34 protein-coding genes and 1 pseudogene are annotated in these 23156 nt (G+C 63.8%); 26 read left to right on the top strand and 9 right to left on the bottom strand.

What is annotated here, in order from left to right:
• Positions 1-18: 18 nt before the first annotated feature.
• From PKB_RS03770 to PKB_RS03750, 5 genes are all read right to left on the bottom strand, one after another.
• Entirely contained in the window at positions 19-312 is a 294-nt protein-coding gene (locus PKB_RS03770) for a putative holin (protein ID WP_422613520.1), read from the bottom strand.
• A 246-nt stretch (positions 313-558) separates the two neighbouring features.
• Positions 559-987, bottom strand: a complete 429-nt coding sequence (locus PKB_RS03765; RefSeq protein WP_043249148.1) for a hypothetical protein — start codon at positions 985-987, stop codon at positions 559-561.
• Positions 984-1481 (bottom strand): hypothetical protein, encoded by a 498-nt coding sequence (locus PKB_RS03760; protein WP_043249146.1) that lies wholly within the window; start codon positions 1479-1481, stop codon positions 984-986. The genes PKB_RS03765 and PKB_RS03760 overlap by 4 nt, the downstream gene beginning before the upstream one ends.
• A 42-nt stretch (positions 1482-1523) precedes the next feature.
• Positions 1524-2261 carry a hypothetical protein gene (locus PKB_RS03755; protein WP_043249144.1) on the bottom strand — a complete coding sequence of 246 codons (738 nt, stop codon included), beginning with the start codon at positions 2259-2261 and terminating at the stop codon, positions 1524-1526.
• A 21-nt stretch (positions 2262-2282) separates the two neighbouring features.
• On the bottom strand, positions 2283-2708 hold the full coding sequence (locus PKB_RS03750; RefSeq protein ID WP_052355164.1) for a helix-turn-helix domain-containing protein: 426 nt from the start codon (positions 2706-2708) through the stop codon (positions 2283-2285).
• A gap of 95 nt (positions 2709-2803) precedes the next feature.
• Between PKB_RS03750 and PKB_RS03745 the strand changes: the two genes are divergently transcribed.
• The 3 genes from PKB_RS03745 to PKB_RS03735 are packed head-to-tail and all read left to right on the top strand — an operon-like array spanning position 2804 to position 3707.
• Positions 2804-3208 (top strand): hypothetical protein, encoded by a 405-nt coding sequence (locus tag PKB_RS03745; RefSeq protein WP_043249142.1) that lies wholly within the window; start codon positions 2804-2806, stop codon positions 3206-3208.
• A 26-nt stretch (positions 3209-3234) separates the two neighbouring features.
• Positions 3235-3471 (top strand): helix-turn-helix domain-containing protein, encoded by a 237-nt coding sequence (locus PKB_RS03740; RefSeq protein WP_043249140.1) that lies wholly within the window; start codon positions 3235-3237, stop codon positions 3469-3471.
• 11 nt (positions 3472-3482) lie between these two features.
• The gene (locus PKB_RS03735; RefSeq protein ID WP_043249139.1) at positions 3483-3707 is read left to right on the top strand and encodes a hypothetical protein; all 225 of its coding nucleotides are present in this window, start codon (positions 3483-3485) and stop codon (positions 3705-3707) included.
• A 10-nt stretch (positions 3708-3717) separates the two neighbouring features.
• Here PKB_RS03735 and PKB_RS03730 read toward each other — a convergent pair whose 3' ends face one another.
• Positions 3718-3975 carry a hypothetical protein gene (locus tag PKB_RS03730; RefSeq protein ID WP_043249137.1) on the bottom strand — a complete coding sequence of 86 codons (258 nt, stop codon included), beginning with the start codon at positions 3973-3975 and terminating at the stop codon, positions 3718-3720.
• A 117-nt stretch (positions 3976-4092) separates the two neighbouring features.
• Here PKB_RS03730 and PKB_RS03725 point away from each other — a divergent pair, with 117 nt between their 5' ends.
• The 15 genes from PKB_RS03725 to PKB_RS03655 are packed head-to-tail and all read left to right on the top strand — an operon-like array spanning position 4093 to position 13018.
• Positions 4093-4575: a hypothetical protein gene (locus PKB_RS03725; protein ID WP_043249135.1), complete on the top strand. Its 483-nt coding sequence runs from the start codon at positions 4093-4095 to the stop codon at positions 4573-4575.
• Positions 4572-4796, top strand: coding sequence for a hypothetical protein (locus PKB_RS03720; RefSeq protein WP_043249133.1), 225 nt, complete (start codon positions 4572-4574; stop codon positions 4794-4796). Before PKB_RS03725 ends, PKB_RS03720 begins: the two co-directional genes overlap by 4 nt.
• Positions 4793-5092, top strand: a complete 300-nt coding sequence (locus tag PKB_RS03715) for a helix-turn-helix domain-containing protein (RefSeq protein WP_043249131.1) — start codon at positions 4793-4795, stop codon at positions 5090-5092. Before PKB_RS03720 ends, PKB_RS03715 begins: the two co-directional genes overlap by 4 nt.
• A gap of 51 nt (positions 5093-5143) precedes the next feature.
• Entirely contained in the window at positions 5144-6070 is a 927-nt protein-coding gene (locus PKB_RS03710) for a hypothetical protein (RefSeq protein ID WP_043249129.1), read from the top strand.
• Positions 6071-6073: 3 nt separating this feature from the next.
• Positions 6074-7840, top strand: a complete 1767-nt coding sequence (locus PKB_RS03705; RefSeq protein ID WP_043249127.1) for a DDE-type integrase/transposase/recombinase — start codon at positions 6074-6076, stop codon at positions 7838-7840.
• Positions 7840-9033 (top strand): ExeA family protein, encoded by a 1194-nt coding sequence (locus PKB_RS03700; protein ID WP_043249126.1) that lies wholly within the window; start codon positions 7840-7842, stop codon positions 9031-9033. Before PKB_RS03705 ends, PKB_RS03700 begins: the two co-directional genes overlap by 1 nt.
• A 1-nt stretch (position 9034) precedes the next feature.
• Positions 9035-9361, top strand: a complete 327-nt coding sequence (locus PKB_RS03695) for a hypothetical protein (RefSeq protein ID WP_043249123.1) — start codon at positions 9035-9037, stop codon at positions 9359-9361.
• Positions 9358-9645 carry a hypothetical protein gene (locus tag PKB_RS03690; protein WP_052355163.1) on the top strand — a complete coding sequence of 96 codons (288 nt, stop codon included), beginning with the start codon at positions 9358-9360 and terminating at the stop codon, positions 9643-9645. The genes PKB_RS03695 and PKB_RS03690 overlap by 4 nt, the downstream gene beginning before the upstream one ends.
• The gene (locus tag PKB_RS03685) at positions 9645-10124 is read left to right on the top strand and encodes a hypothetical protein (protein WP_242411208.1); all 480 of its coding nucleotides are present in this window, start codon (positions 9645-9647) and stop codon (positions 10122-10124) included. The genes PKB_RS03690 and PKB_RS03685 overlap by 1 nt, the downstream gene beginning before the upstream one ends.
• Positions 10117-10752, top strand: coding sequence for a DUF3164 family protein (locus tag PKB_RS03680; RefSeq protein WP_043249122.1), 636 nt, complete (start codon positions 10117-10119; stop codon positions 10750-10752). The genes PKB_RS03685 and PKB_RS03680 overlap by 8 nt, the downstream gene beginning before the upstream one ends.
• Before the next feature lies 1 nt (position 10753).
• Positions 10754-11155: a hypothetical protein gene (locus PKB_RS03675; RefSeq protein WP_043249121.1), complete on the top strand. Its 402-nt coding sequence runs from the start codon at positions 10754-10756 to the stop codon at positions 11153-11155.
• A gap of 1 nt (position 11156) precedes the next feature.
• Complete coding sequence (locus PKB_RS03670; RefSeq protein WP_043249120.1) at positions 11157-11876, top strand: HNH endonuclease signature motif containing protein; 720 nt, start codon at positions 11157-11159, stop codon at positions 11874-11876.
• Positions 11860-12072, top strand: coding sequence for a hypothetical protein (locus tag PKB_RS03665; protein ID WP_043249118.1), 213 nt, complete (start codon positions 11860-11862; stop codon positions 12070-12072). The genes PKB_RS03670 and PKB_RS03665 overlap by 17 nt, the downstream gene beginning before the upstream one ends.
• Positions 12072-12653, top strand: a complete 582-nt coding sequence (locus PKB_RS03660) for a regulatory protein GemA (RefSeq protein WP_043249117.1) — start codon at positions 12072-12074, stop codon at positions 12651-12653. The genes PKB_RS03665 and PKB_RS03660 overlap by 1 nt, the downstream gene beginning before the upstream one ends.
• Complete coding sequence (locus tag PKB_RS03655; RefSeq protein ID WP_043249116.1) at positions 12650-13018, top strand: Mor transcription activator family protein; 369 nt, start codon at positions 12650-12652, stop codon at positions 13016-13018. Before PKB_RS03660 ends, PKB_RS03655 begins: the two co-directional genes overlap by 4 nt.
• A 123-nt stretch (positions 13019-13141) precedes the next feature.
• Here the strand turns inward: PKB_RS03655 and PKB_RS03650 are convergent.
• A pseudogene (locus tag PKB_RS03650) lies at positions 13142-14170 on the bottom strand (7TMR-DISM family protein); the annotation flags it as partial.
• 164 nt (positions 14171-14334) lie between these two features.
• Here PKB_RS03650 and PKB_RS03645 point away from each other — a divergent pair.
• The 4 genes from PKB_RS03645 (at position 14335) to PKB_RS03630 (ending at position 17887) form a co-directional block, all read left to right on the top strand.
• Complete coding sequence (locus PKB_RS03645; protein WP_043256871.1) at positions 14335-15132, top strand: hydroxymethylpyrimidine/phosphomethylpyrimidine kinase; 798 nt, start codon at positions 14335-14337, stop codon at positions 15130-15132.
• Between the two features lie 19 nt (positions 15133-15151).
• A complete protein-coding gene (thiE, locus tag PKB_RS03640; protein WP_043249114.1) occupies positions 15152-15775 on the top strand; it encodes a thiamine phosphate synthase in 624 nt (207 codons plus the stop codon).
• A gap of 64 nt (positions 15776-15839) precedes the next feature.
• The gene (gene hemL / locus PKB_RS03635) at positions 15840-17123 is read left to right on the top strand and encodes a glutamate-1-semialdehyde 2,1-aminomutase (protein WP_043249112.1); all 1284 of its coding nucleotides are present in this window, start codon (positions 15840-15842) and stop codon (positions 17121-17123) included.
• A 218-nt stretch (positions 17124-17341) separates the two neighbouring features.
• Entirely contained in the window at positions 17342-17887 is a 546-nt protein-coding gene (locus PKB_RS03630; protein ID WP_043249111.1) for a tetratricopeptide repeat protein, read from the top strand.
• 73 nt (positions 17888-17960) lie between these two features.
• Here the strand turns inward: PKB_RS03630 and PKB_RS03625 are convergent, their stop codons facing one another.
• Positions 17961-18290, bottom strand: coding sequence for a DUF1820 family protein (locus PKB_RS03625; RefSeq protein ID WP_043249109.1), 330 nt, complete (start codon positions 18288-18290; stop codon positions 17961-17963).
• A gap of 129 nt (positions 18291-18419) precedes the next feature.
• Here PKB_RS03625 and miaB point away from each other — a divergent pair, with 129 nt between their 5' ends.
• The 4 genes from miaB (at position 18420) to PKB_RS03605 (ending at position 22180) form a co-directional block, all read left to right on the top strand.
• A complete protein-coding gene (gene miaB / locus PKB_RS03620) occupies positions 18420-19760 on the top strand; it encodes a tRNA (N6-isopentenyl adenosine(37)-C2)-methylthiotransferase MiaB (protein ID WP_043249107.1) in 1341 nt (446 codons plus the stop codon).
• A gap of 88 nt (positions 19761-19848) precedes the next feature.
• Positions 19849-20865 (top strand): PhoH family protein, encoded by a 1017-nt coding sequence (locus PKB_RS03615; protein ID WP_043249106.1) that lies wholly within the window; start codon positions 19849-19851, stop codon positions 20863-20865.
• Positions 20858-21319, top strand: a complete 462-nt coding sequence (gene ybeY / locus PKB_RS03610) for an rRNA maturation RNase YbeY (RefSeq protein ID WP_043249105.1) — start codon at positions 20858-20860, stop codon at positions 21317-21319. Before PKB_RS03615 ends, ybeY begins: the two co-directional genes overlap by 8 nt.
• 21 nt (positions 21320-21340) lie before the next feature.
• Complete coding sequence (locus tag PKB_RS03605; RefSeq protein WP_043249103.1) at positions 21341-22180, top strand: HlyC/CorC family transporter; 840 nt, start codon at positions 21341-21343, stop codon at positions 22178-22180.
• Between the two features lie 22 nt (positions 22181-22202).
• On the opposite strand, the gene PKB_RS03600 is transcribed toward PKB_RS03605, so the two are convergent.
• Positions 22203-23153, bottom strand: a complete 951-nt coding sequence (locus PKB_RS03600) for an IS110 family transposase (protein WP_043248478.1) — start codon at positions 23151-23153, stop codon at positions 22203-22205.
• Positions 23154-23156 lie beyond the last annotated feature (3 nt).

Raw genomic sequence — 23156 nt, 5'->3', positions numbered from 1 at the left:
GTCGAAGGAACCTCATGATCACAGCCCCAGCGTCAGGCCAAGAATGCAGGCCATGACGATCAAGGCGCGACGAATCCAGGCGCCGATCTTCTCCGGGCCAGCAGGGCATTGATGCGGGCGAGCTTCGACGAGGAAGAGCGTGCGGTCGATCCAGTAGCCGGCGACGGCACCGAGAGTGACCAGGAGGAGTTTGTAGGCGACGACCTGGAGCTGTTCAGGCCGGATGGCCGCCAGGACGATGAGCAGGATCAGAGTGACCAGCGTCCAGCTGGTCATGCGCGGCGCGCGGCGCCGGGATTGCTGCGATGGCATGACGATGCTCCCGAAGGTGGCCATCCCTGGCCAGTGGTGGTCGTCCTGCTCCTGCAGGACGCCCGACCATCATCGTCACGCGCGCGCGTGGTCTCTTTTTCGGAGGCGAAAAATCATTCCAGTGCTTGGGCAATCAAGCTGCAGCAATCAACAAGAACTCGAGGTGAGTGATGTTTCAGTCAGAGCACAAGCCATTCCAAGATGCGCATAAGCTTGCAGCACAGCAACTGGAAGACATCCAGGCCGTCATGATTCCGCTACTGGAAAAGGGAGCGACATGCCGTGAATTAAGTACAGCAGTATTGCTGCTGGCAGAGTCTTGGCCGGCAGATTGTCCGGGACACTCATGTATGTCTTCCAAGGGGCAGTCTTACCCTCAAGGGTGAACCACGTGATGGCCTGGGTGTGGCGCTCCAGAAGGATACGCCGCACCTCCAGGCTCACTGCCTTCCAGCTTCCATGCTCTGCGTAGCGCTCGATTGCCCGATCAGCCTGGGGCTCCAAGTCAGCCTGGTAAGGCTGACTCTGAATACTTGCAACCTTCCCCTGAAACAGCTCGTTCAATGGCCACAAGGCCTCGACGATTGCATCTGCTGTTAGCTCTCTGGCCTTTCTGCGCTCCCAGCCAGGGCCGCAGTTCCGATTAATTATCTGGACCAGGAGTTGCTCATTCATTGGCCCATGATCTCGCGGTAGCGCCGTTGGTACTCGTCGTATGGCAGCTGCTGCCGGTTCAGAGCATCGAGCTGAGCCTCAACCGATCCCGATGACGGAGCTGCTGCAGGAGCCGGCGCATAAGCCTGTGGCGCGGCGTACTGCCGAGCGGGAGCCGCACTGGCATACGAGCAGCCCTGCTGCATCTTCGCTGCGCTGAGCTGCGCCATACGCTGGTTGGCGCTGTCCACTGCAGCATCCTTCTCCATCATGTTGCCGATGCCGAAGTCGCCCAGGAAGGACAGCACCGAACGGCCATCGAACTCGCTCTCCTCGCGAACATGGGCGAGAAAGCCTTGGACCTTGGCTTGCTCCAGATCGATCTCGCGGCAGCTCATCGTCTGCTGCTCGAACGAGGTCAGCTCAGGTTGGCGACCGTAGTTCTTGGTGGAGCAGCCTGCGACGGAGAAGCCTGCCAGCAGGAGAGCGGCGGCGATGCGAACGTCTTTGTTCATCGGATATTCCCTTGTTGTTGGCATGTAGGTGTTGGTGCGCAGCTAGACGACCTTCCCCAAGATCATCAGCACCAGGGCAATGGCGCCGCAGTGCACGGGATACTGAACAACCAAGGCCTTGGCTTCGGCGAGAAATACACCTCGCACAGAGGCAGATGACGCTGAAGCCGCAGTAGACGCCCGAGGCTCTGGCTCGACAGGAGTCGCAGGCGCAGCCTCTTCCAGGAACTTCAGCACCAGCTTTAGCTGGTCAGGGCTCAGATTGTTCAGGACGGTCTCGCCGAACTCGCGGGAGCAGAACCTGGACATGGCCGGATATACGTCTCGGTCGTTCGCAATCTGTAGAGCTTCCGCAACCAGGCGCTTAACGTGGTTCTGCTCCTTGCTTTCCGCCAGGTGCCCTTTGAGCTGAGCCTCGTAGGCATCAAGCGCCTGAGACGCCTCGACGAACTGGGTCTTCGATAGCTCCGTGACGCTGCTGACACCGAATCGCGTGTGGAGCACTTCCCGCCAAACGACCCGCGGATCAACGCCATAGATCCCAGCGATTTCCTCCACCCGGTCGTTCAGGCTCCTCCGCTGGGGCTGAGCGAGAGGCTCTTGCGACATGGTGCTGCCAATGTTCACCTGGGTGCCGAAATTGATGTTGCCGCTATTACGCTTCACCCTGATATCGGACGCCGGCATGTTCGGCGTTCCTTCGCTAGCACTTGGAAGATTGTCACGGACTCCGTGAAGCTTTTCGGCCAGCTTGGCCAGACCATCATCCCCGCTCTGCATGACTACTCCTTTCCTACGACTTCAGCGATTCACCACCAACTTCAAAATCCTTTCGACCTTGGGTTCATCCAAGGCGGGCTCGTCCAGCAGGACGTTGTAAACCTCCGCAGCAACAGCAACGAGCTGGGCGCTCGGCCAGCGCTTTCCGGCGCTGCGTGCGAACGTTTCGAGCATCTCCACAATGCGCGCCAGGCGTTCGGTATTGATATCACCAGCGACAGGCAAAGTTGCGTTTGAACGCAATTCTGCTCGACGCCCAGCGACCACGTAGAGCACGTCCACCCCGGCGTCCGCTACAGCAGCCAGATAGTTTGCATCCGGTACGCGCTCCCCAGACTCGTAAAGCCTCTGAGTCTTCCGAGTAACCCCCGCCAAAGCCCCAAAGTCCTCTTGAGTCATTGCCAGGCGAACGCGTTCCTCGAGCAGGCGCTCCCCAAGTGAAACCATTCGGTTTCATTTCCTCTTGCAATTGGAACCGAATGGTTCCATTATTGACCACACACCACAGCGAATTACCCCGTCTAGCCACGAAGGAAAACGCCATGAACCCTGCCATCCAACGCCTGCAGGATCTTCTCGATCAGGAACTGCAGAACGCTATTGCCTGCGATCGTCCCGTCGACTACCGCCAGGTCTTCCTGGGCCAGCTAGGCCAGGCAACCCTGAGCGACTCTGACTGGATCGCCCTTTCTCTTTCCTTGCTGCTCGCCATGAGCCGAGGCGTCGCCGCCAGCGACACCTCAAGCGCGCCGTCGACCAGCCTGAATCTTCGTATCGAGTTCGATCCGAACCTTCCTCTCCATTTCGTTGCCGGCATGGCCGGGGCCGTAACCAGCGGACTCGCCGCGCTCCACGAGAAGGGCTCCATCCGCCGGCTCGACATCACCAGCCAGCCACACGAACTCACCGAGGCGCTAATGGAAGCCATGCGCCATCACATCCAGTAACCGCAATTTACCACAAGAGCCCCGCCATGAAAGGCAACCGGAAATCTCCGAGCGCGGCACCACTGCCGTACCCGCAGACGCCCACCAGCGCCAACGAGTGGTTCATCCGCCACGGCGTCTGCAAAACCCACTGGGCTCGCGACATGGGTCTTGATCGCATGGTTGTTGTCGACCTGCTGCGCGGCCGACTGAAAGGCCTGCGTGGTCACGCTCACGAAGCCGCCGTCGCCCTCGGCCTGAAAGCCGACCCCAAAGCTGCCTGAGGCCCGCCGCTATGTCGCAGAACTCCATAGAACACATCGACCTCATTCCGCACCCGCTGGATGCCTGGCGCGTCGCGCTCGACGCACTGATCGCCTGCGCCCCGGGCGACGCCACCGCCATCGCCTGGCACCTGGCCGATGCCACCCGGCAATTGCCCGACAACAGTATCGCTGTGGAGCAGCTGCTGCCCGAGGCCACCCGCGCCAACGGCAAGCGCCTGCTGACAGCGTCGTAGGCTGCCGTTATCAGCCAGGACCTCCTGGAAGCCGCCCATCAACGCCGCGTAACACCTCAGCCAGCGCCATCAGGCTGCGCTGCCATTGCTCCTCTGGACGGGCAATGCACATCGCATCCAGGTCAGTGCACAGCTCGTCAATGTGCAACTGCTGCCCCTCGGCCAGGTAGCGCACCAGCACCACAAAGGCCGAACGACTGGCGGCAGTTTCGATCTCGTATTGCTCGCGCAGTGCAGCGATTTCTTGTCGCAGTTCGTGCTCGCTCATAGCCCGCTCCGTTGATGAAAGACGAGAACAGGTTGGCTGACCGATGAAACCGTTGCCAACAGACGAATCGGGAATTTGTTCGGACGCCGGCTTGGCGTCCCTTGGGAGTGCCTTCCAATGAGCCGTCGCAATTGGAAAACCTGGGTGCCACGTTCGCCAGCAGAGTCCATCCGCGGATGCGTGGACGCTGCCCGCGAGACTCGCAATCGCAGCGCTGACCACCTGTCCTTCGACTATTTGGCCCTGAACAACGGTTCGAGCCTCTACAAGTGGCAGGCCGATGGCCGTCTGCCGCTCTCTCTGGTGCTGCCCCTGGAGCATGCCTGCGGCCAGCCCCTGATCACCCGCTACCTGGCCGCCGCCCACGGCAAGCTACTGGTGGACATCCCTACTGGCCGCGATAGCTCGGCCGAGGACATGCAGCGCCTGCAGCAGGTACTGCACGAAGCCGCCGGCGCGCTGATGGCGTTCTACGGTGGCCGCCAGAGTGCCCATCAAACCCTGGAAGCGATCCGCGCTGGCTTGGAATCCCTGGCCTGGCATCACGGCAACGTGCAGCAGCACGACCACCCACAGCTTGACCTTGGAGAGCAGCCATGAGCCCCGAAACCCTCGCTCAATGCATGAGCGTACAGGAAGCCCTGGAGCCCTTCGGTGGTTACACGGAGGGGTGGAACGGCCCCACGCAGATCAAGTTCTCCAAACGCGTCATGGATCTGGGCAAGCCGCTGCGCGAAGTGACCGTCGGCGAGTTGCAAGACATCGCCGCGGCGGTCGCCGAGGAAATGAAGGACTACTTCTACCCGAGGGGCCGAGCATGACCCGACCCACTAGCAGCGCGGCACGTGTCCTGCGCGTGCTCAAGGCCCTGCGTGGCCACACCCTGCGCGGCCTCTCCAATACCGAGCTGGCCAAGGCGCTGGGCGAGAGCCCCGCCAACATCACTCGCTACATGGACTTGCTGATCGAAGAAGGTTTCGCCACGCGGTACGAAGACACCGGCCGCTTCGCCCCAGGCATCGCCTTCTTGCAGTACGCCATGGCGACTGCAGATGAACTCGACCGCGGCGCAGCCCGCATCCAAGAACTCAGGGCGCGGATCGGCGCCCACCACTAACCAAGGAGTCCAGATGAAACCTGCCGTATCCACCTCATGGAGGACTGTGTAATGGCCCGTCAACCCCGAACCATTGATGCGCCAGCCGAGCCGGAGCATCTCGACCAGGACGCGCTCCTGGAGCACCAGCACCAGGTCGCCCGTCTGACCAATGAACAAGACGCAACCGTTCGCGCCATTGCGGTTCAGCTGGGGTATCAGCTGCCTGCTGACTGCACCGACCCCGACCTGATTCAACGCGACATCGCGGCGAACATGCGCCGCAGTGTTGAGGCCTGCCTGGAGGTAGGGCGCGGTCTTGCTGTACTCAAGGCTGCATGCGGTCACGGGAATTTCGCTGACCGACTGGACTCGTTGGGGATCGACAAGTACGTAGCGAGCCGCTTCATCCAGTCGGCAGCGAAGTTCTCCACCCTCAGTAGCAGCACCGCGTTGACCAAAGCTATCGGCGGCCAGACCAAGCTGTTCGAGATGCTGGTCCTCGATGACGAGCAGCTGGAGGAGCTGGAGCTGACCGGGCAAACCGGCGAGCTGACCCTCGACGATATCTCCACCATGAGCGTGAAGGAGCTGCGCAAGGCATTGCGCGAGTCCCGTGACTCCCTGGAAGCCAAGGACCGCGTGCTGGCCGACAAGAGCTCCCGAATCACCAGCCTGGAAACCGCCCTGGCGAAGAAGCCCAAGGTCATCGTCGTCCAGCCCGAAGAGGAAGCCATTCAGCTTCGCCAGGAGGTCGTCGCCGAGGCTTATGAGGTCGAGGGGCGCCTGCAGGGCACCCTGCGCAAAGCATTCACCGACCTGGCCGAGCTGGGCGCTCGCACCGGCGAAGACCATCGTGCCTTCAAGGCCTCTCTGGTGCGCAACCTGGAGGTGACGCTGATGGCGATCCGCAGCGAGTTCCACCTGCCGGAGTTGCACCCCGACGATCTGCCGACCTGGCACAAGCTGCTGGGCCTCGACGAGATGGCCGAGGGCTGACCCATGAACCCCATCCATGCCCAGGAAATCCTGGCGGCGCACCAGCAGGCGCTGGAGGCCGGCGCCGGCGGCCGCACCGTGATCTACAGAGCGGCCGCCGAGCGCCTGGGCATGTCCCTCGCCACCCTCTATCGCAAACTGGAGTCCTTGACCATGAAGGACAAGCCCCGCAAGCGCCGCTCCGACGCAGGATCTACGGCGATTCCGCTGCGCGAACTGCAGCTGATCTCGGCGCTCCTGGTCGAGAGCATTCGTGCCAACAACAAGCAGCTCTCGTCGATCAAGCTGGCCGTGGCCCGCCTGCGCAGCAATGGGCTGATCCGCGCCGAGTCAGTCGTCAAGTCGACCGGCGAGCTGAAGCCCATGTCGGAGAGCGCCATCAGTCGCGCGCTCTATCAGAACAACCTGCACCCGTCGCAGCTCCTGGCTCCGGCGCCGGCCATCAGCTTGGCGAGCAAGCACCCGAACCACGTATGGCAGATTGACGCCTCGATCTCCACCCAGTTCTACCTGGACGACGACGGCGCGCGGACCATGAGCCATGCCGAGTACTACGACGGCAAGCCGGAGAACCTGAAGAAGATCGAGCGCAAGCGCCTCTGGCGCTACGTCATCACCGACCACACCAGCGGCACCATCTACGTGCAGTACGTCCTGGGCTCCGAATCGGCCGAGAACATCTGCCACGTGCTGATCTGCGCCATGCAGAAGCGCGGTGAACAGGACCCGTTCCACGGCGTGCCCTTCATGCTGATGACCGACCCCGGCGCGGCCATGAAGTCGGCGATGTTCCGCAACCTGTGCCAAGCCCTGGGCATCGAGCTGATCATCAACGAGGTCGGCAACGCCCGCGCCAAGGGCCAGGTCGAGCAGGCCCACAACATCGTTGAGAAGGAGTTCGAGAGCGGGCTGAAGCTGGAGAAAGCCGAGTCCCTGGAGCACATCAACACCCGTGTCGGCGAATGGATGCGCGCCTACAACGCGACCGAGATCCATAGCCGCCACCGCCGCACCCGCTATGGCGTGTGGATGCTGATCACTCCGCAGCAGCTGCGTATCGCGCCGCCGGCCGAGATCTGCCGCGAGATGGCCACCAGCGCGCCGCAGACCCGCGTCGTCAGTCCGCTGATGATCGTGTCTTTCAACAGTGCGGAATACAACGTCAGCAGCGTGCCGGGTGTGATGGTGGGCGAGAAGGTGCTGATGACCAGGAACCCATGGCGTGATGCCGAAAGCGCCCAGGTTATCCGCCATGACGATGACGGGCACCAGGTCCTGTATGTCGTCGAGCGCATCGGCGTTGATCAACACGGCTTCCGCGAGACCGCGGCCATGATCGGCGAGGAGCACAAGCGTCACGCCGAAACGCCAGCTCAGGTCGCCCGCAAGGTGCTCGAGCAGATCGCGACCGATACCGACACCCAGGACGAAGCGGAGAAGGCCCGGAAGGCGAAGGCCGTGCCGTTCGCCGGCGCCATCGATCCGCACAAGCATCTGACCGACACGGCGCTGCCGGCTTATCTGCCGAAGCGCGGCACTGAGGTGGAGACCACCGTGACGGTGGCCACCGTCGAGATCAAGCCCATGAGCCACCCTGCGGCCGCCAAGGCGCTGCGTGCGCGGATGGGATCTTCCTGGACCGCCGAGTCGATGGTCTGGCTCAAGTCCAACTACCCCGATGGCGTGCTCGAGGACCAGCTCGACGCCATCGTCCAGCAGCTGCAGGCCCCGGTTCGTCCCGGCCTGCGCATCGTGGGAGGGACTCACTGATGCAGCACCTGAAGGAAGTACTCAGCACCGTCAAAAAGAATCAGCGCGACCTGGCGCGCGCCGCAGAAGTCTCGCCGGCGACCATCGCCCAGATCATCAACCACGGCCATTGGCCGAAGTCCATCGACAAGGCGCGCCTGTTCGGGCGCATCGCGGACTTTCTTTACGAACACGGCGCGAACGATGGCGACATCGCTGCGCTGGAAGAAGAGATGGAGCCCCGGCGCGCCAACGCCGAGGCCCCTGCAACCCCGACCGAAGCCGTAAACGACCAAGTAAACGAGAACGACCAGGAGTGCGAACCGATGCTAATGGCAAAACAACCTCTGCTGCCAGAGACCAAGCGTGCTTTCCAGCTGTATGCCAATCCCTTCGACGACCTGCGCTCGGCCGACGACATGTATGTCACCCCCGACATGCTCTACGTCCGCGAGTCGATGTACCAAGTGGCGAAGAATGACGGCTTCCTCGCGGTGATCGGCGAGTCTGGCTCTGGCAAGTCGAGCCTACGCCAGGCCTTGACCGAGCGCCTGAAGAAGGAAGGCATGCCAGTCATCGTCATCCGTCCCTTTGTCCTGGGCTCGGAGGACAACGACGTGAAGGGCAAGACCCTGAAGTCGAGCCACATCGCGCAAGCCATCATGAAGCGCGTGGCCCCGCTGGAGAAGACGAAGTCCAGCCCGGAAGAACGATTCGGCCAGGTCTATGAGGCGCTGAAAGCCAGCTACGCATCGGGCCAACGCCACCTGCTCATCATCGAGGAGGCGCACAGCCTCTCGATTCCGACCCTGAAGCACCTGAAGCGCTACCGCGAGCTGGAAGACGGCTTCACCAAACTGATCAGCATCATCCTGATCGGCCAGCCGGAGCTGGCGATGAAGCTGTCGCCGCGCAATGCCGACGTGCGTGAGGTAGCCCAACGCATTGAAATCACCAAGCTGGAGCCGCTTCCGGTCAACCTGGTCGAGGCGCACCTCGTGCATCGCTTCAGCCGTGCCGAAAAGAACCTCAGCGATGTCATCGACAGCACTGGCGTGCAAGCGCTGATCGAGCGCTTGAGCACCAGCGGCCGAGACAAGACGAGCCAGCTATACCCGCTGGCCATTGCCAATCTGGTCACAGCCGCCATGAACTTCGCGGCGCAGATCGGTGAGCCGCTCGTCACCGGCGACGTTGTACGGGAGGTGGTCTGACATGAGCACCGTCCAGCACATTCAGCCCCAACAGCAGCCGGCCGCGCCGGCGCTGACCTACCTGACCCCGGAGTTCGCGAAACACCTGGGCGCCTTCAATGCCATGACACGTGCACTCCGCGAGGCAGGTATCGAGATCGAGGCCCTGGTGGAGAAGGACAACCGCATCTTCATCCGCGCAGAGGACTCCGGCCTGATCAAGACCAACTTCCTCTCGGAAGTTCGCGGCATGCGCTACCGCACCGAGGGCAAGTTGACCCACAACGTCGTGACTATCCGCGGCGTCGACGTGGCCTGGCTCACTCCGGTGAAGGAGCAGGACCAATGAACAGTGCTGCTCCTCGAGTACCGATCGCCCCGGTACATCTTGCCCAACTCAGCGATCAAGAGGTCCGGCTGCTCGCCGAAGAGGCGATGGTCAAGCTGTTCCGGCAGGACCAGAAGATCTACCAACTGCAGGTGAACCAGAACCGTCTCAACCAGATGCTGGTGAAGCTCCTGGACCTGTTCATCGCCGAGAACTACGCGAAGCTGCACGCCGAGCTGCGCTACCACGCCGAGAACCTGCAGGAACAGCGCGCTGCCAAGGCCGCCGCAAGGAAGGTGCACTGATGAACGCCCCGATCCTCAACATGCACCTGGCTGACCTGCTACGCCAGGCCCAGCCCTATGTGGGCCGGGCCCCCAGTGGTCCTGGCCAGGAACTCAGCACCAAGATCGTCGATGCCCTCGCTCTAATCGCCCCGGCGGAGCAGTACTCGGCCGCCGGCGCCGATGTGCTCGCGGAGCGTCGCCGCCAGATCCACGTCGAAGGCTTCTCCCTGGAGCATGACGACGAGCACCACAGGGGTGAGCTGGCGATCGCCGCAGCCTGCTACGCGGAAGAGGCTTTCTGCCAGATGCGGGATCCCGACCGCCTTCCGGAAATCAGCCAGATCGTGCCCGAACTCTGGCCCTGGGAGCCCACCTGGTGGAAGCCCAGCCTCGACGCGCGCAAGAACCTGGTGAAAGCCGGCGCGCTCACCCTGGCGGCGATCGGTGTGATCGACCGCGCCATCGAACGTGAACTACTGGAGCCGAGCCATGACTGAGAAACAACAAACCCCGTCCATCCATATCCCGGCCGGCTTTGTCATGAACGCTGCCGGCCACCTGGTGCCCGAGCACCAGGTGCGAGAACACGACAAGCTGCGCGATCAGGTTGCCTGCGACTTGGTTGACGAGGCTGTGATGCTCCATAACGCACTGGCGTCGTTCAAGGCTCGCGCCCTGGCCGACATCGCCGACCTGATCCGCATTTCCGGCGAGAAGTACGGTGTCACGCTCGGCGGTGAGAAGGGCAACGTCTCCATCTTCACCTACGACGGCCAGTACAAGATCGAGCGGAACTATGCCGATCGCGTCACCTTCACCGATGAGGTGCTTGCAGCCAAGGAACTGATCGACGTCTGTATCCGCAAATGGAGCGCTGACGCCAATCCACACCTTCGTGTCCTAGTAGACCGGGCCTTCAGCGCGGGGCGCAACGGACAGATCAAGACCAGCGACATCCTCGGCCTGCTGCGGCTGGAGATCGATGACAGCGACTGGAAGACCGCAATGGTTGCCTTGAAAGATGCCATCCAGGTGAACGGCAAGGCTGTCTACATCCGCGTCTACAAGCGCGTAGGCAGCACCGGACGCTACGAGCCCATCAACCTCAACATCGCGGTGGTGTGACATGACCGATACCACTGTCAGCGTTGACACCATCATGGAGCAGGCCCAGGTCTTCGCTAGTGCTTGGTCCCTGGTTGGCGGCCGGTTCGATCAGGGGGATGCCCTGGAGATCGCAGAGGAGGCCAAAGCCGAGCTGCGCGAGATGTTGGAGGATTTCTGCTCGAACACCGAGTTGAAGCGCGTGGCCGAGCTGCTGGTCACCTGGCACCAGAACAAGATGGGCAACATCGAGCAGGTGCTGGGCATGCCCAAGGACGCCGAGATCCACCTTGGCGAAGACGATCCCATCATCCTGACTGGCGAGAAGCTGAAGGGCTTCCGCTCGGGGCTGATGATCGCCAAGCATTGGTTCGGCGAGTTCCCTCTGCAGATCACTCGCAACGATCCGGTCGAGGAGGACTGACATGGCCGCGGTCCTCAGCCAGCTTGCCCAGGAGGCCCTTGACCGAGCGCATCGCCGGATGCGTCATCGTCAGGCATGCCGGAATCGCAAGGCCTGGTCTGACGATGAGGTAGAGCAGCTCCGTCGGCGGTATGCCGACGAGCCCACTGAAGTCATTGCCGCAGATCTCGGCCGCTCTGTTCGCATGGTCTATGGCAAGGCAAAGCAGCTCAGCCTCAGCAAGTCGGCGGCGTTCCTCGAAGGGCCGCTGTCGCGGCGCCTGGATGGCTCGCAGGGTGTTCAGTACCGCTTCGCCAAGGGGATCACCCCGTGGAACAAGGGCCGCAAGGGATCACCTTCGACGGGACGCATGGCTGAAACCCAGTTCAGGCCCGGCAATAAGCCGGGCAACTGGCTGCCCATCGGTAGTCACAGGGTCAGCAAGGACGGTTACCTGCAGCGCAAGGTTACCGATACCGGCTATCCCCCCAGGGACTGGATCGCGGCCCATACCCTGCTATGGGAAGAGCATTACGGCCCGGTACCAGAGGGCCATTGCCTGTGCTTCCGGGACGGCAACAAGCAGAACATCGTCCTGGACAACCTCGAACTCATCACCCGCGCCGAGCGTATGCGGCGCAACACCATTCATCGCTACCCGCCAGAGCTCAAAGACGCGATTCGCGCAGTCGGCCGGCTCAAACGCACCATTCGGGAGATCGAGCATGAAAAACAAAGTTGAAGACCTCCGTAACCACCTCTTCGCCACTCTCGAAGGGCTGTTGGATAGGGATGAGCCGCTGGATATCGAGAGAGCGAAGGCGGTCGCGCAGGTCGGATCTGTGATCATCGAATCGGCCAAGGTCGAGGTGAAGGCCATGGAGCTGCTCAATGCTGATCGCAGCAAGTTCCTGCAGATCGGCGAGGAGCCCAAGTAATGGCACTCGCGAAAGCACTGCTCAGCAAGATCCATATCGCCCGCCAGCAACTCGGCCTGGCCGAGGATGTATATCGCCAGAAGCTCCAGGGCATGTTCGGGAAGGCATCGGCGAAGGACCTCAGCCAGCGGCAGGCCGAGAAACTCCTGGACGAGTTCAAGCGCTTGGGCTGGAAGCCCCGGCCGTCGTCTAAGTCCGCCGGCAAGCCGCACAACTTCGCCTCTCCAGCGATGCCCTTGCTGATTACCAAGATCGAAGCGCAGCTCGCTGACATGAAGTTGCCCTGGGCCTACGCCGATGCGCTCGCACGGCAGATGTACAAAGTCCAGAAGGTTGCCTGGCTCCGTAAACCCGACCAGTTGACCGGCCTGATCGCGGCGCTGGATGTAGAGCAGGAGAAACGGCACTTGCTGGCCGAGGTGGATCGCCTATGCCAACGCCTCGGCATCGAGCATCCAGAACAGGCTGCTGGATTGGAACAGCTACCGAAGGGATGGCAGCGCCAGCGTCAGATTCTCAGGGCGCTGGTGGATGCTCTAAGCGCCGCGGTTGAAGCTCGGGAGATAAAGGAGGGGAAATGAAGATCCGCTCGCAGCAGATCCGCCGCCGCAACAACATGCTCGCCGAGCTGGCGGAACTGGTCGTCGGCTCGCTGAAGCGCCACGGCATTCCGGTGGATAAGGCGACCGCCGAAGCGGAAGAGCTGGCCTTCCAGCTTCACCGCCGGTGGGCCGGCATCACCTTTGCTTTCCCGGCGAAGGATGACCTGGCGCGGAAGCGGTTGGAGGCACATATCATAGAGCGCTACGACGGAACCAACGCGGACGAGTTGGTCCGCGAGTTCGGCATCACGGAGAGCTTCATCTATTCGGTGATGCGGAAGTACCAGCGGCAGAAGGTCGACAAGAACCAGCTGAAGATGGACCTGGGCGACCCGGCCGACTGAGCCGGGCGCCGTTTCACTCCTGGAAACTCTTTTTCATTCTCCCGTACCGATACATGCCACCCCATCCCTGCTAGTCCCGCAATTATCGCGCTCCGCCCCTCTGGAATATCTCACCCCCTCTCAGAAGGCGGTCCAGGCGAAGATGAAATAGCGCGCCACGCGCATGCCGCGCAGCCAGGCGAGGATGCCGGCGCTGAAGATCACCACGACGAAGGCCAGCGCCAGGTAGGTGGCCAGGCGTAGCGCGATGGCGTAGCTCGCCGAGAGCGCCAGCACCATCACCAGCGCGCCCACCGCCATCAGCAGCAGCAGGGTGCGGTCGATCCACGGGCTGTGTTCGCGGGTATGCAGGAAGCTGCGCGCGAACTGGCAGCCGAAGAGCGCGGCCGAACCGATCAGGAAGGGCGTCGCGGCGTTGGCCCACCAGGGGTTGTCCGGCCAGAAGTACTCGATGCCGGCGCCGTTCACCGATATCTGGTAGAGGCCGAACGAGGCGATATAGAGGATGTAGTAGAGGTAGCTGGTGTCGCGGACGCTGAGGAAGATGAACAGGTTGTAGATCATCATCACCAGCAGCACGCCGTAGATGATCCCCAGCACGTAGACGTTGCCCGGCAGGTTCTCCATGTAGGCCTTGGGCGACCAGAGCGTCAGCGGCGCCTGGATCGAGCCCTGGCTTTCCAGGCGCAGGTAGACGCGCATCGGCTTGCCCGGCTCGAGCTTCAGGTCGAACAGGTAGTTGGTCAGGCTGATCGGCCGGCTGGAGAACGGCAGGGTGTCGCCGGTGCGCTGCGCCAGGTGGTACTTGCCGTCGGCGCCGGGCAGGTAGAGGTCCAGGTGGTCCAGCGGCGGATAGGCCAGCTCGAGCAGCCAGTGCGCCGGATCGGTGGAGGCCAGGGGACGATAGTCCAGGTCCAGGCGCAGCCAGAACACTGACCGCGAGTAGCCGGCATTGAGCACGTCACGCTGGTGCTGGCGGAAGCTGCCGTCGAGCGCCGCCGAAGTGATGTCGTTGATGTCCGCGGTGCCGCGCACGTCCTCGAAGACATCGATGGCATGCCCCAGCGGCAAGCGATCGGTGTGCTCGTTGAAAGTCACCGCGCCCGCCAGCGGCGAGAGAATCAACAGGAATAGGATCAGCCAGTGCCGCATGTCGCCCCGCAGTGTCCCTTTCGGTCGCGCCGGGGAGCCCCATCTCCCGGTGTTGGCGCGCCTTGTGGACGTTATTTCGAATCGCCGAACTCTAGCACGCCAATATGAACGGCATGGAGTGGCGCGGCGGCGTCTGCAGCGGTTTAGTGGTAAGCTCCCGCGCCATGAAAACGCCCACCTCCCGTCCCGTAGTGCTCTGCCTGTCCGGCCACGACCCCAGTGGCGGTGCCGGCCTGCAGGCCGATATCGAAGCCCTGATCGCGCAAGGCTGCCACGCGGCGCCGACCGTCACCGCGCTGACCGTTCAGGATACCGTCGACGTTTCCGACTTCCGCGTGCTCGACCGCGAGTGGGTGCTGGCCCAGGCCCGCGCGGTGATCGCCGATCTGCCGGTGGCCGCCGTGAAACTCGGCATGCTCGGCTCGGTGGAGATGGTCGAGACCGTCCTCGAAATCATGCAGTCGCTGCCCGGCGTGCCGCTGGTCTGCGACCCGGTGCTGCGCGCCGGCGGCGGCGGCGCCCTGGGCAAGGACGAGGTCGGCTACGCAATCCGCGAGCGCCTGTTCCCGGTGGCCACCATCGCCACGCCGAACCTGCCCGAAGCGCGGATCCTCGCCGAACTGCCCAACGGCAGCGCCGACGAGTGCGCCGAGAAGCTGCTGCCGTTCATCCAGCACCTGCTGATCACCGGCGGCCACGGCGACGAGTCGCAAGTGCACAACCGCCTGTACTCCCGCGACGGCAGCCAGCACAGCTTCACCTGCCAGCGCCTGCCGGGCAGCTACCACGGCTCCGGCTGCACCCTGGCCAGCGCCCTCTCCGGCCGCCTGGCCCTGGGCGAGGAACTGTCCAGCGCCGTGCGCAGCGCGCTCGACTACACCTGGCGCACCCTGCGCGATGCCGAGGCCCCCGGCCACGGCCAGTACATCCCGCGCCGGCTGCCGCTGGACTTCTGCTCCTGATTCACCTGCCGAGGCACCCATGAAACTCCGCGGACTCTACGCCATCACCGACAGCAAGCTGCTCGCCGACGGCCGCCTGCTGCCCTACGTCGAGGCCGCCCTGCGCGGTGGCGCGCGCCTGCTGCAGTACCGCGACAAGACCACCGACGAGTCGCGCCGCCTGCGCGAGGCCGAAGCCCTACGCGAGCTCTGCGAACGCCACGGCGCCGAGCTGATCATCAACGACGATGCCGAACTGGCCGCGCGCCTGGGCGTCAGCGTGCACCTGGGGCAGACCGACGGCTCGCTGGCCGCCGCGCGCGCCCTGCTCGGCCGCAAGGCGATCATCGGCGCCACCTGCCACGGCAGCCTGGAGCTGGCCGCGCAAGCCGTCGCCGAGGGCGCCGACTACGTCGCCTTCGGACGCTTTTTCAATTCGCTGACCAAGCCCGGCGCCTCCGAAGCTACTCCGGAACTGCTGGAGCAGGCCTGCGCCCGCTTCCCCGGCGTGCCGCTGGTGGCCATCGGCGGCGTGACCCTGGACAACGCCCCCGAACTGATCAGCCGCGGCGCCGACCTGCTGTCGGTGATCAACGCCCTCTTCGCCGCCGACACCCCGGCCGAAGTGGAGCGCCGCGCGCGCGCCTTCAGCGCACTGTTCTAAGCCCATTCCCCGCGGCGGCCGCCACCCCGGCGGCGCCTGAATCCAGCATCCTAGAGAGGTCGCCATGTCTCGCTCCGAAACCCTCTTCGCCAACGCCCAGAAGCACATCCCCGGCGGCGTCAACTCGCCGGTCCGCGCCTTCAAGAGCGTCGGCGGCACTCCGCTGTTCTTCAAGCACGCGGAAGGCGCCTACGTGGTGGACGAAGACGACAAGCGCTACGTCGACTACGTCGGCTCCTGGGGCCCGATGATCCTCGGCCACAGCCATCCGGACGTGCTCGACGCCGTGCGCAAGCAACTGGATCACGGCCTGTCCTACGGCGCGCCGACCGCGCTGGAAGTGGAAATGGCCGACCTGGTCTGCTCGCTGGTGCCGTCGATGGACCTGGTGCGCATGGTCAGCTCCGGCACCGAGGCGACCATGAGCGCCATCCGCCTGGCCCGTGGCTACACCGGCCGAGACGCGATCATCAAGTTCGAGGGCTGCTACCACGGCCACTCCGACAGCCTGCTGGTGAAAGCCGGTTCCGGCCTGCTGACCCAGGGCGTACCGAGCTCGGCCGGGGTGCCGGCGGACTTCGCCAAACACACCCTGACCCTGCCGTTCAACGACCTGTCCGCCGTCGAGCGGAGCCTCGCCGAAGTGGGCCAGAGCGTGGCCTGCATCATCGTCGAGCCGGTAGCCGGCAACATGAACTGCGTGCCGCCGGCGCCGGGCTTCCTCGAAGGCCTGCGCCGCCTGTGCGACCAGCACGGCGTGGTGCTGATCTTCGACGAAGTGATGACCGGTTTCCGCGTCGCCCTCGGCGGTGCCCAGGCGTACTACGGCGTGACGCCGGACCTGTCGACCTTCGGCAAGATCGTCGGTGGCGGCATGCCGGTGGGCGCCTTCGGTGGCAAGCGCGAGATCATGGAGCGCATCGCCCCGCTCGGCCCGGTCTACCAGGCCGGCACCCTGTCCGGTAACCCGCTGGCCATGGCCGCCGGCCTGACCACCCTGAAGCTGATCAGCCGCCCGGGCTTCCACGACGAGCTGAGCGCCTACACCAGCCGCATGCTGCAAGGCCTGCAGGAGCGCGCCGATGCCGCCGGCGTACCGTTCGTCACCACCCAGGCCGGCGCCATGTTCGGCCTGTATTTCAGCGGCGCGGACGACATCGTCACCTTCGCCGACGTGATGGCCAGCGACGCCGCGCGCTTCAACCGCTTCTTCCACCTGATGCTGGAAGGCGGCGTGTACCTCGCGCCGAGCGCCTACGAAGCCGGTTTCACCTCGATCGCCCACGGCGAAACCGAGCTGAAACTGACCCTGGACGCCGCCGAGCGCGCCTTCGCCGCCCTCAAGTAAGCCCCTCCGGCCGCGGCGCTCGCCGCGGCCAACCCCTTCCCGAAATTGATCCCCACGTTATGCCGAGCGAAAAAAGTTCCGTCGCAAAGCAACGAATCCGCGAAAAACACCGTAAAGACTTTGTAAGGAAGCGCCCGCTTATTTCATAATGTGCGGGCCGGCACGTTTCCGCCGGCCGGGCCAAGCGCCCGCCCCGATTCTGGAGGCTGCTTCTCCCCATGTTCCGCTCCGGTCGCGCCCTGATGCTGGGCAGCCTGTTGCTCCTCTCGCCCCTGCTGGCGCAGGCGGGTGGCAACTCGCTGCTGGTTCCGGCGACTGGCCGCTGCACGCTCGACACCGTGCCCGAGCAACAGCAGCAGGCACTGGCCAGCTGCCAGCAGATCGCCAACGGCGGCGACGCCGAAGCGCAATTCGAACTGGGCGAGTACTACTACACCGGCGAACACACCCCGCGTGACTTCCAGGCTGCCCTGCGCTGGTACGAGAAAGCCTCGCTGCAAGGACAGGCCCAGGCCCAATGGCGGCTGGGGACCATGTTCTACCGTGGCGAAGGGGTCAAGGCGAACAACATCCAGGCTTATATCGTGCTGAAGATGGCCGCGGTCAACGGCGCCGAAGACGCCATGGACACCGCCGACCTGGTCGCCGAGCAGATGAGCAAGGACGAGCTGGACATCGCCTCCAAGGTGCTCGGGCAGATTTTCCGCAACTACCTGATCGAACTGCAGACCGCCGGCAACTCGCCGTTCTCGCCGCTGCCCTGACGGCATCCGGCGCCTGTAGGAGCGCAACTCTTGCGCGAATCGCGGACAAGGTCTGCTCCTACATTTCGCGATATCAGCTCTTGTCCGGCATCGGCACCGGGAACGGCATGACGTTGCCGCCACCCTTGGCTTCCATGATCTTCGCGGTACCCAGACGCTCGACCTCGTCGATGCGGATGATCGCGTGCATCGGCACGAAGCTGCGGATCACACCCTCGAACTGCGCCTTGAGCTTTTCCTCGCTGGGATCGACGACCACCTGGGTGCGCTCGCCGAAGACGAATTCCTCGATCTCCAGGAAGCCCCACAGCTCGCTTTGGAAGATCTGCTTGGCGTACATCTCGTACACCTGGCCCTGGTTGAGGAAGACGACCTTGTAGATCGGGTTCTCGCGCTTGTTCATGAACGGCAGATGACGGCTTTGCGAAAAAGGGCGCGCATCATAGCACGGCCGGCCGGCGCGCAGCCCTAGGAACCGGCCCTGCGCGCCTCTATAATCCGCGGTCCAATTCGATTTACCCGACGAACGCGCATGGCCAAGAAGCTTTTCATTCAGACCCACGGTTGCCAGATGAACGAGTACGACAGCTCGCGCATGGCCGACCTGCTGGGCGAACAGCACGCTCTGGAATTGACCGAGAAGGCCGAAGAAGCCGACGTCATCCTGCTCAATACCTGCTCGATCCGCGAAAAAGCCCAGGAGAAGGTCTTCTCCGAGCTGGGTGCCTGGCGCACCCTCAAGCAGCAGAAGCCGGAGCTGGTGATCGGCGTCGGCGGTTGCGTGGCCAGCCAGGAAGGCGCCGCCATCCGCGAACGCGCACCGTACGTCGACGTGGTCTTCGGCCCGCAGACCCTGCACCGCCTGCCGGAAATGATCGACGCCGCGCGCGCCACCCGCAAACCGCAGGTGGACGTGTCCTTCCCGGAAATCGAGAAGTTCGACCGCCTGCCCGAACCGCGCGTCGATGGCCCCAGCGCCTTCGTCTCGGTGATGGAAGGCTGCAGCAAGTACTGCAGCTTCTGCGTGGTGCCCTACACCCGCGGCGAGGAAGTCAGCCGGCCGTTCGACGACGTGCTCGCCGAGGTCATCCACCTCGCCGAGAACGGCGTCAAGGAAGTCACCCTGCTTGGGCAGAACGTCAACGGCTACCGCGGCGCCACCCACGACGGCCGCGTCGCCGACTTCGCCGAACTGATCCGCGTGGTCGCCGAGGTCGATGGCATCGAGCGCATCCGCTACACCACCTCGCACCCGCTGGAGTTCAGCGACGCGCTGATCGCCGCCCATGCCGAAGTGCCGCAGCTGGTGCCGTTCGTCCACCTGCCAGTGCAGTCCGGCTCGGACCGCGTACTGGCCGCGATGAAGCGCAACCACACGGCGCTCGAATACAAGTCGCGCATCCGCAAGCTCAAGGCCGCGGCGCCGGACATCTGCATCAGCTCGGACTTCATCGTCGGCTTCCCCGGCGAGACCGACAAGGACTTCGAGCAGACCATGAAGCTGGTCGAGGAAGTCGGCTTCGACTACTCCTTCGTCTTCATCTACAGCCCGCGCCCGGGCACCCCGGCCTCGGACCTCGCGGACGACACTCCGGAAGAAGTGAAGAAGCAGCGCCTGCTGATCCTCAACGCGCGCCTGCAACAACAGGGCTTCGAGATCAGCCGACGCATGGTCGGCACCGTGCAGCGCGTGCTGGTCACCGACTACTCCAAGCGCGACCCTGGCCAGCTGCAGGGCCGCACGGCGAACAACCGGGTGGTCAACTTCAGCTGCGACAACCCCCGCCTGATCGGCCAGTTCGCCGAGGTGGAAATCTACGAAGCGCTGCCCAACTCGCTGCGCGGCCGCCTCGTCGAGGCCGACCACCACTGATCCCATCCCGGCGTCCGATCTTTCCCACACGGGCCGCCGGGGTTATTCTTCGACCATCATTCCTGCCACTGGCGACATCGACAGCACCTTGAACGCCCCCCTGGATATTCACCGCTTCACCCTGGAACCCTTCGACGCACGCAGCTTCGCCAATCTCTGCGGGCAGTTCGACGAGCACCTGCACCAGATCGAGAAACGCCTGGACATCGAGATCCGCAACCGCGGCAACCAGTTCGAACTGGTCGGCGACGCGTCGCGCACCCAGGCTGCCGAAAACCTCCTGCAGCGCCTCTATCGCGAAGCGCAGAGCGGAACCGAGCTGAGCCCGAACATGGTTCACCTGTTCCTCCAGGAGTCCGGCCTGGAAGAACTCGCCAACCCGGTCGAAACCCCGAGCGTCACGCTGAAGACCCGCAAGGCGCACATCCGCCCGCGCGGCGCCAACCAGCAGCGCTACGTCAAGGCGATCCTCGACCACGACATCAACTTCGGCATCGGCCCGGCCGGCACCGGCAAGACTTACCTCGCGGTGGCCTGCGCGGTGGACGCCCTGGAGCGCGAGCAGATCCGCCGCATCCTGCTGGTGCGCCCGGCGGTCGAGGCCGGCGAGAAGCTCGGCTTCCTGCCCGGCGACCTGTCGCAGAAGATCGACCCGTACCTGCGCCCGCTCTACGACGCGCTCTACGAGATGCTCGGCTTCGAGACCGTGGCCAAGCTGATCGAACGCCAGGTGATCGAAGTCGCGCCGCTGGCCTACATGCGTGGCCGCACGCTGAACAACAGCTTCATCATCCTCGACGAAAGCCAGAACACCACCATCGAGCAGATGAAGATGTTCCTCACCCGGATCGGCTTCGGCTCCACCGCGGTGATCACCGGCGACATCACCCAGGTCGACCTGCCGCGCGGCACCCGCTCGGGTCTCAAGCACGTGATGGAAGTGCTGGCCGACGTACCGGGCATCAGCTTCACCCACTTCAAGCCCAAGGACGTCGTGCGCCACCCGCTGGTGCAACGCATCGTCGAGGCCTACGAACGCCACGAGAACCGCCAGCCGACCCGCCCCGAACGCGAACGCGCGCAGCGGGAAACCCGCGATGCTTGAACTGGACCTGCAGATCGCCAGCGAGGCCCCCGGCCTGCCTGACGAGGCGCAGCTGCGCCCGTGGTGCGAACTGGCGCTACGCCAGCGCAAGAACGATTCCGAGCTGACCATCCGCCTGGTCGACGAGCCGGAGGGGCGCGAGCTCAACCGCACCTGGCGGCACAAGGACTACGCCACTAACGTGCTGTCCTTCCCCGCCGACGTGCCGGACGAGTTGCTGGACATCCCGCTGCTCGGCGACCTGGTGATCTGCGTGCCGGTGGTCGAGCGCGAAGCCGCCGAACAGGGCAAGGAACCGGCAGCGCACTGGGCGCACCTGGTCATCCACGGGTGCCTGCACCTGCTGGGCTACGACCACATCGAAGACGACGAGGCCGAGGAAATGGAGGCTCTGGAGCGGCAATTGCTGGCCGAACTGGGCTATCCCGACCCCTATGCGGCAGACGAAGAATAAGAGCCAACGAGCAAAGGAAAGATGAGCGAAGACCGATCGAGCAACGGGCATAAGTCCTGGCTGGACAAGATTACCCAGGCTTTTGCCCATGAGCCGAGAAACCGCCAGGAGCTCCTCGAGCTGCTGCGCGACGCCCACGACAACAAGCTGCTGGACAGCGAGGCGCTGTCCATCGTCGAAGGCGCCATCCAGGTCGCCGACCTGCAAGTACGCGACATCATGGTGCCGCGCTCGCAGATGATCAGCATCAAGGCCGCCCACAGCCCGCGCGAGTTCCTCCCGGCGATCATCGAGGCGGCGCACTCGCGCTATCCGGTGGTTGGCGAGAGCCTCGACGACGTCATGGGCGTGCTGCTGGCCAAGGACCTGCTGCCGCTGATCCTCCACGACGACAACCACGCCTTCAACATCAAGGACCTGCTGCGCCCGGCCACCTTCGTGCCCGAGTCCAAGCGCCTGAACGTGCTGCTGCGCGAGTTCCGCGCCAACCACAACCACATGGCCATCGTCATCGACGAATACGGCGGCGTGGCGGGCCTGGTGACCATCGAGGACGTGCTGGAGCAGATCGTCGGCGACATCGAGGACGAGCACGACGTCGAGGAAGACAGCTACATCAAGCCGCTGCCCAGCGGCGACTTCATCGTCAAGGCGCTGACCCCGGTGGAAGCCTTCAACGACTTCTTCGGCTCGGAGTTCTCCGACGAGGAATTCGACACCGTCGGCGGCCTGGTGATGAGCGCCTTCGGGCATCTGCCCAAGCGCAACGAAACCACCGAGCTGGGCGGCTTCCGCTTCCGCGTCCTCAACGCCGACAGCCGCCGCCTGCACCTGCTGCGCCTGACGCCGCTGCGCGACTGACGCCAACACCCTGTAGGAGATTCTATGTCAATGACGGCTCCTGCTTTGGAGGCTGGTAGCTGGTCTGGGATTGCATCAGGGCAAAGGCAATTCGGGCCAATTTGCGGGCGAGGATAGTCAGGGCCTCGATCTTCTTCAGGCCGCGCGCCAGGTAGCTTTGGTAAAGGGCCTGCCAGCGCTGCGTGCGCGCTGCCGCCATGGCCGCGTTGTGGAGCAGCCGACGGATTTCAGGGTCCCCTTGCTTGGTCAGCTTTCGACGGCCGCTATAGCGGCCGGACTCCTTGAGCCGCACATCCAATCCGATAAAGGCGATGAAGGCATCGCTATTGCGAAAACGTCCCCGCAGAAATGCCAGGTTCAGGGCCGCTGCCGTCAGCGGTCCGATCCCTTCGATGGCCTGGCAGCGCTTGCTTTGCTCCATTAGGCCAGCCTCTCGCAGCGCCTGTTGAATCTCTTTCTCCAGGCGTGACTCCAGTGTGGCCATTTGCTTGAGAACAGGCTTCAGCGCCTTGGCCAGGGAGCGATCCTGGGAAAAGCTCTGGCGTAACGAGATGGCGCTACGGACCAGTGCGGCACGCCGATGCAGCAGTGTCTGCAGGCGGCAGTAGGCCTTGCTCGGTGGCTGCCAAGGCTCCAGTTGCGCTTGTTCGTGGGTCAGGTAACGGGCCAGCAACAGGGCATCGCTGCGATCATCCTTGTTTCGCCCGCCAATCCCCTTGCGGTAGTTGCTCAGGCGAAAGCCATTGATGACGTAGATCCGATGTCCCCGCGCATGCGCCAGGGTCGCAACATCCATGTGATAGGTGCTGGTCGCTTCGATCGCGATGGCGCAGCAGGGAGGAAGGGTTTTCAGCCAGGCCTTGATAGTGCGGACGTCATTGGCCAGTTCGAATACCTCGCCCGAGCGTGTATCGCAGAGGCTCAGCGACTCCTTGGCGACATCGATACCGATAACCGGAACTTGGCTTGTCATGGG

This window comes from Pseudomonas knackmussii B13, assembly GCF_000689415.1.
GTDB classification, from domain to species: domain Bacteria; phylum Pseudomonadota; class Gammaproteobacteria; order Pseudomonadales; family Pseudomonadaceae; genus Pseudomonas; species Pseudomonas knackmussii.
This window is presented reverse-complemented; position numbering and strand designations above follow the sequence as displayed.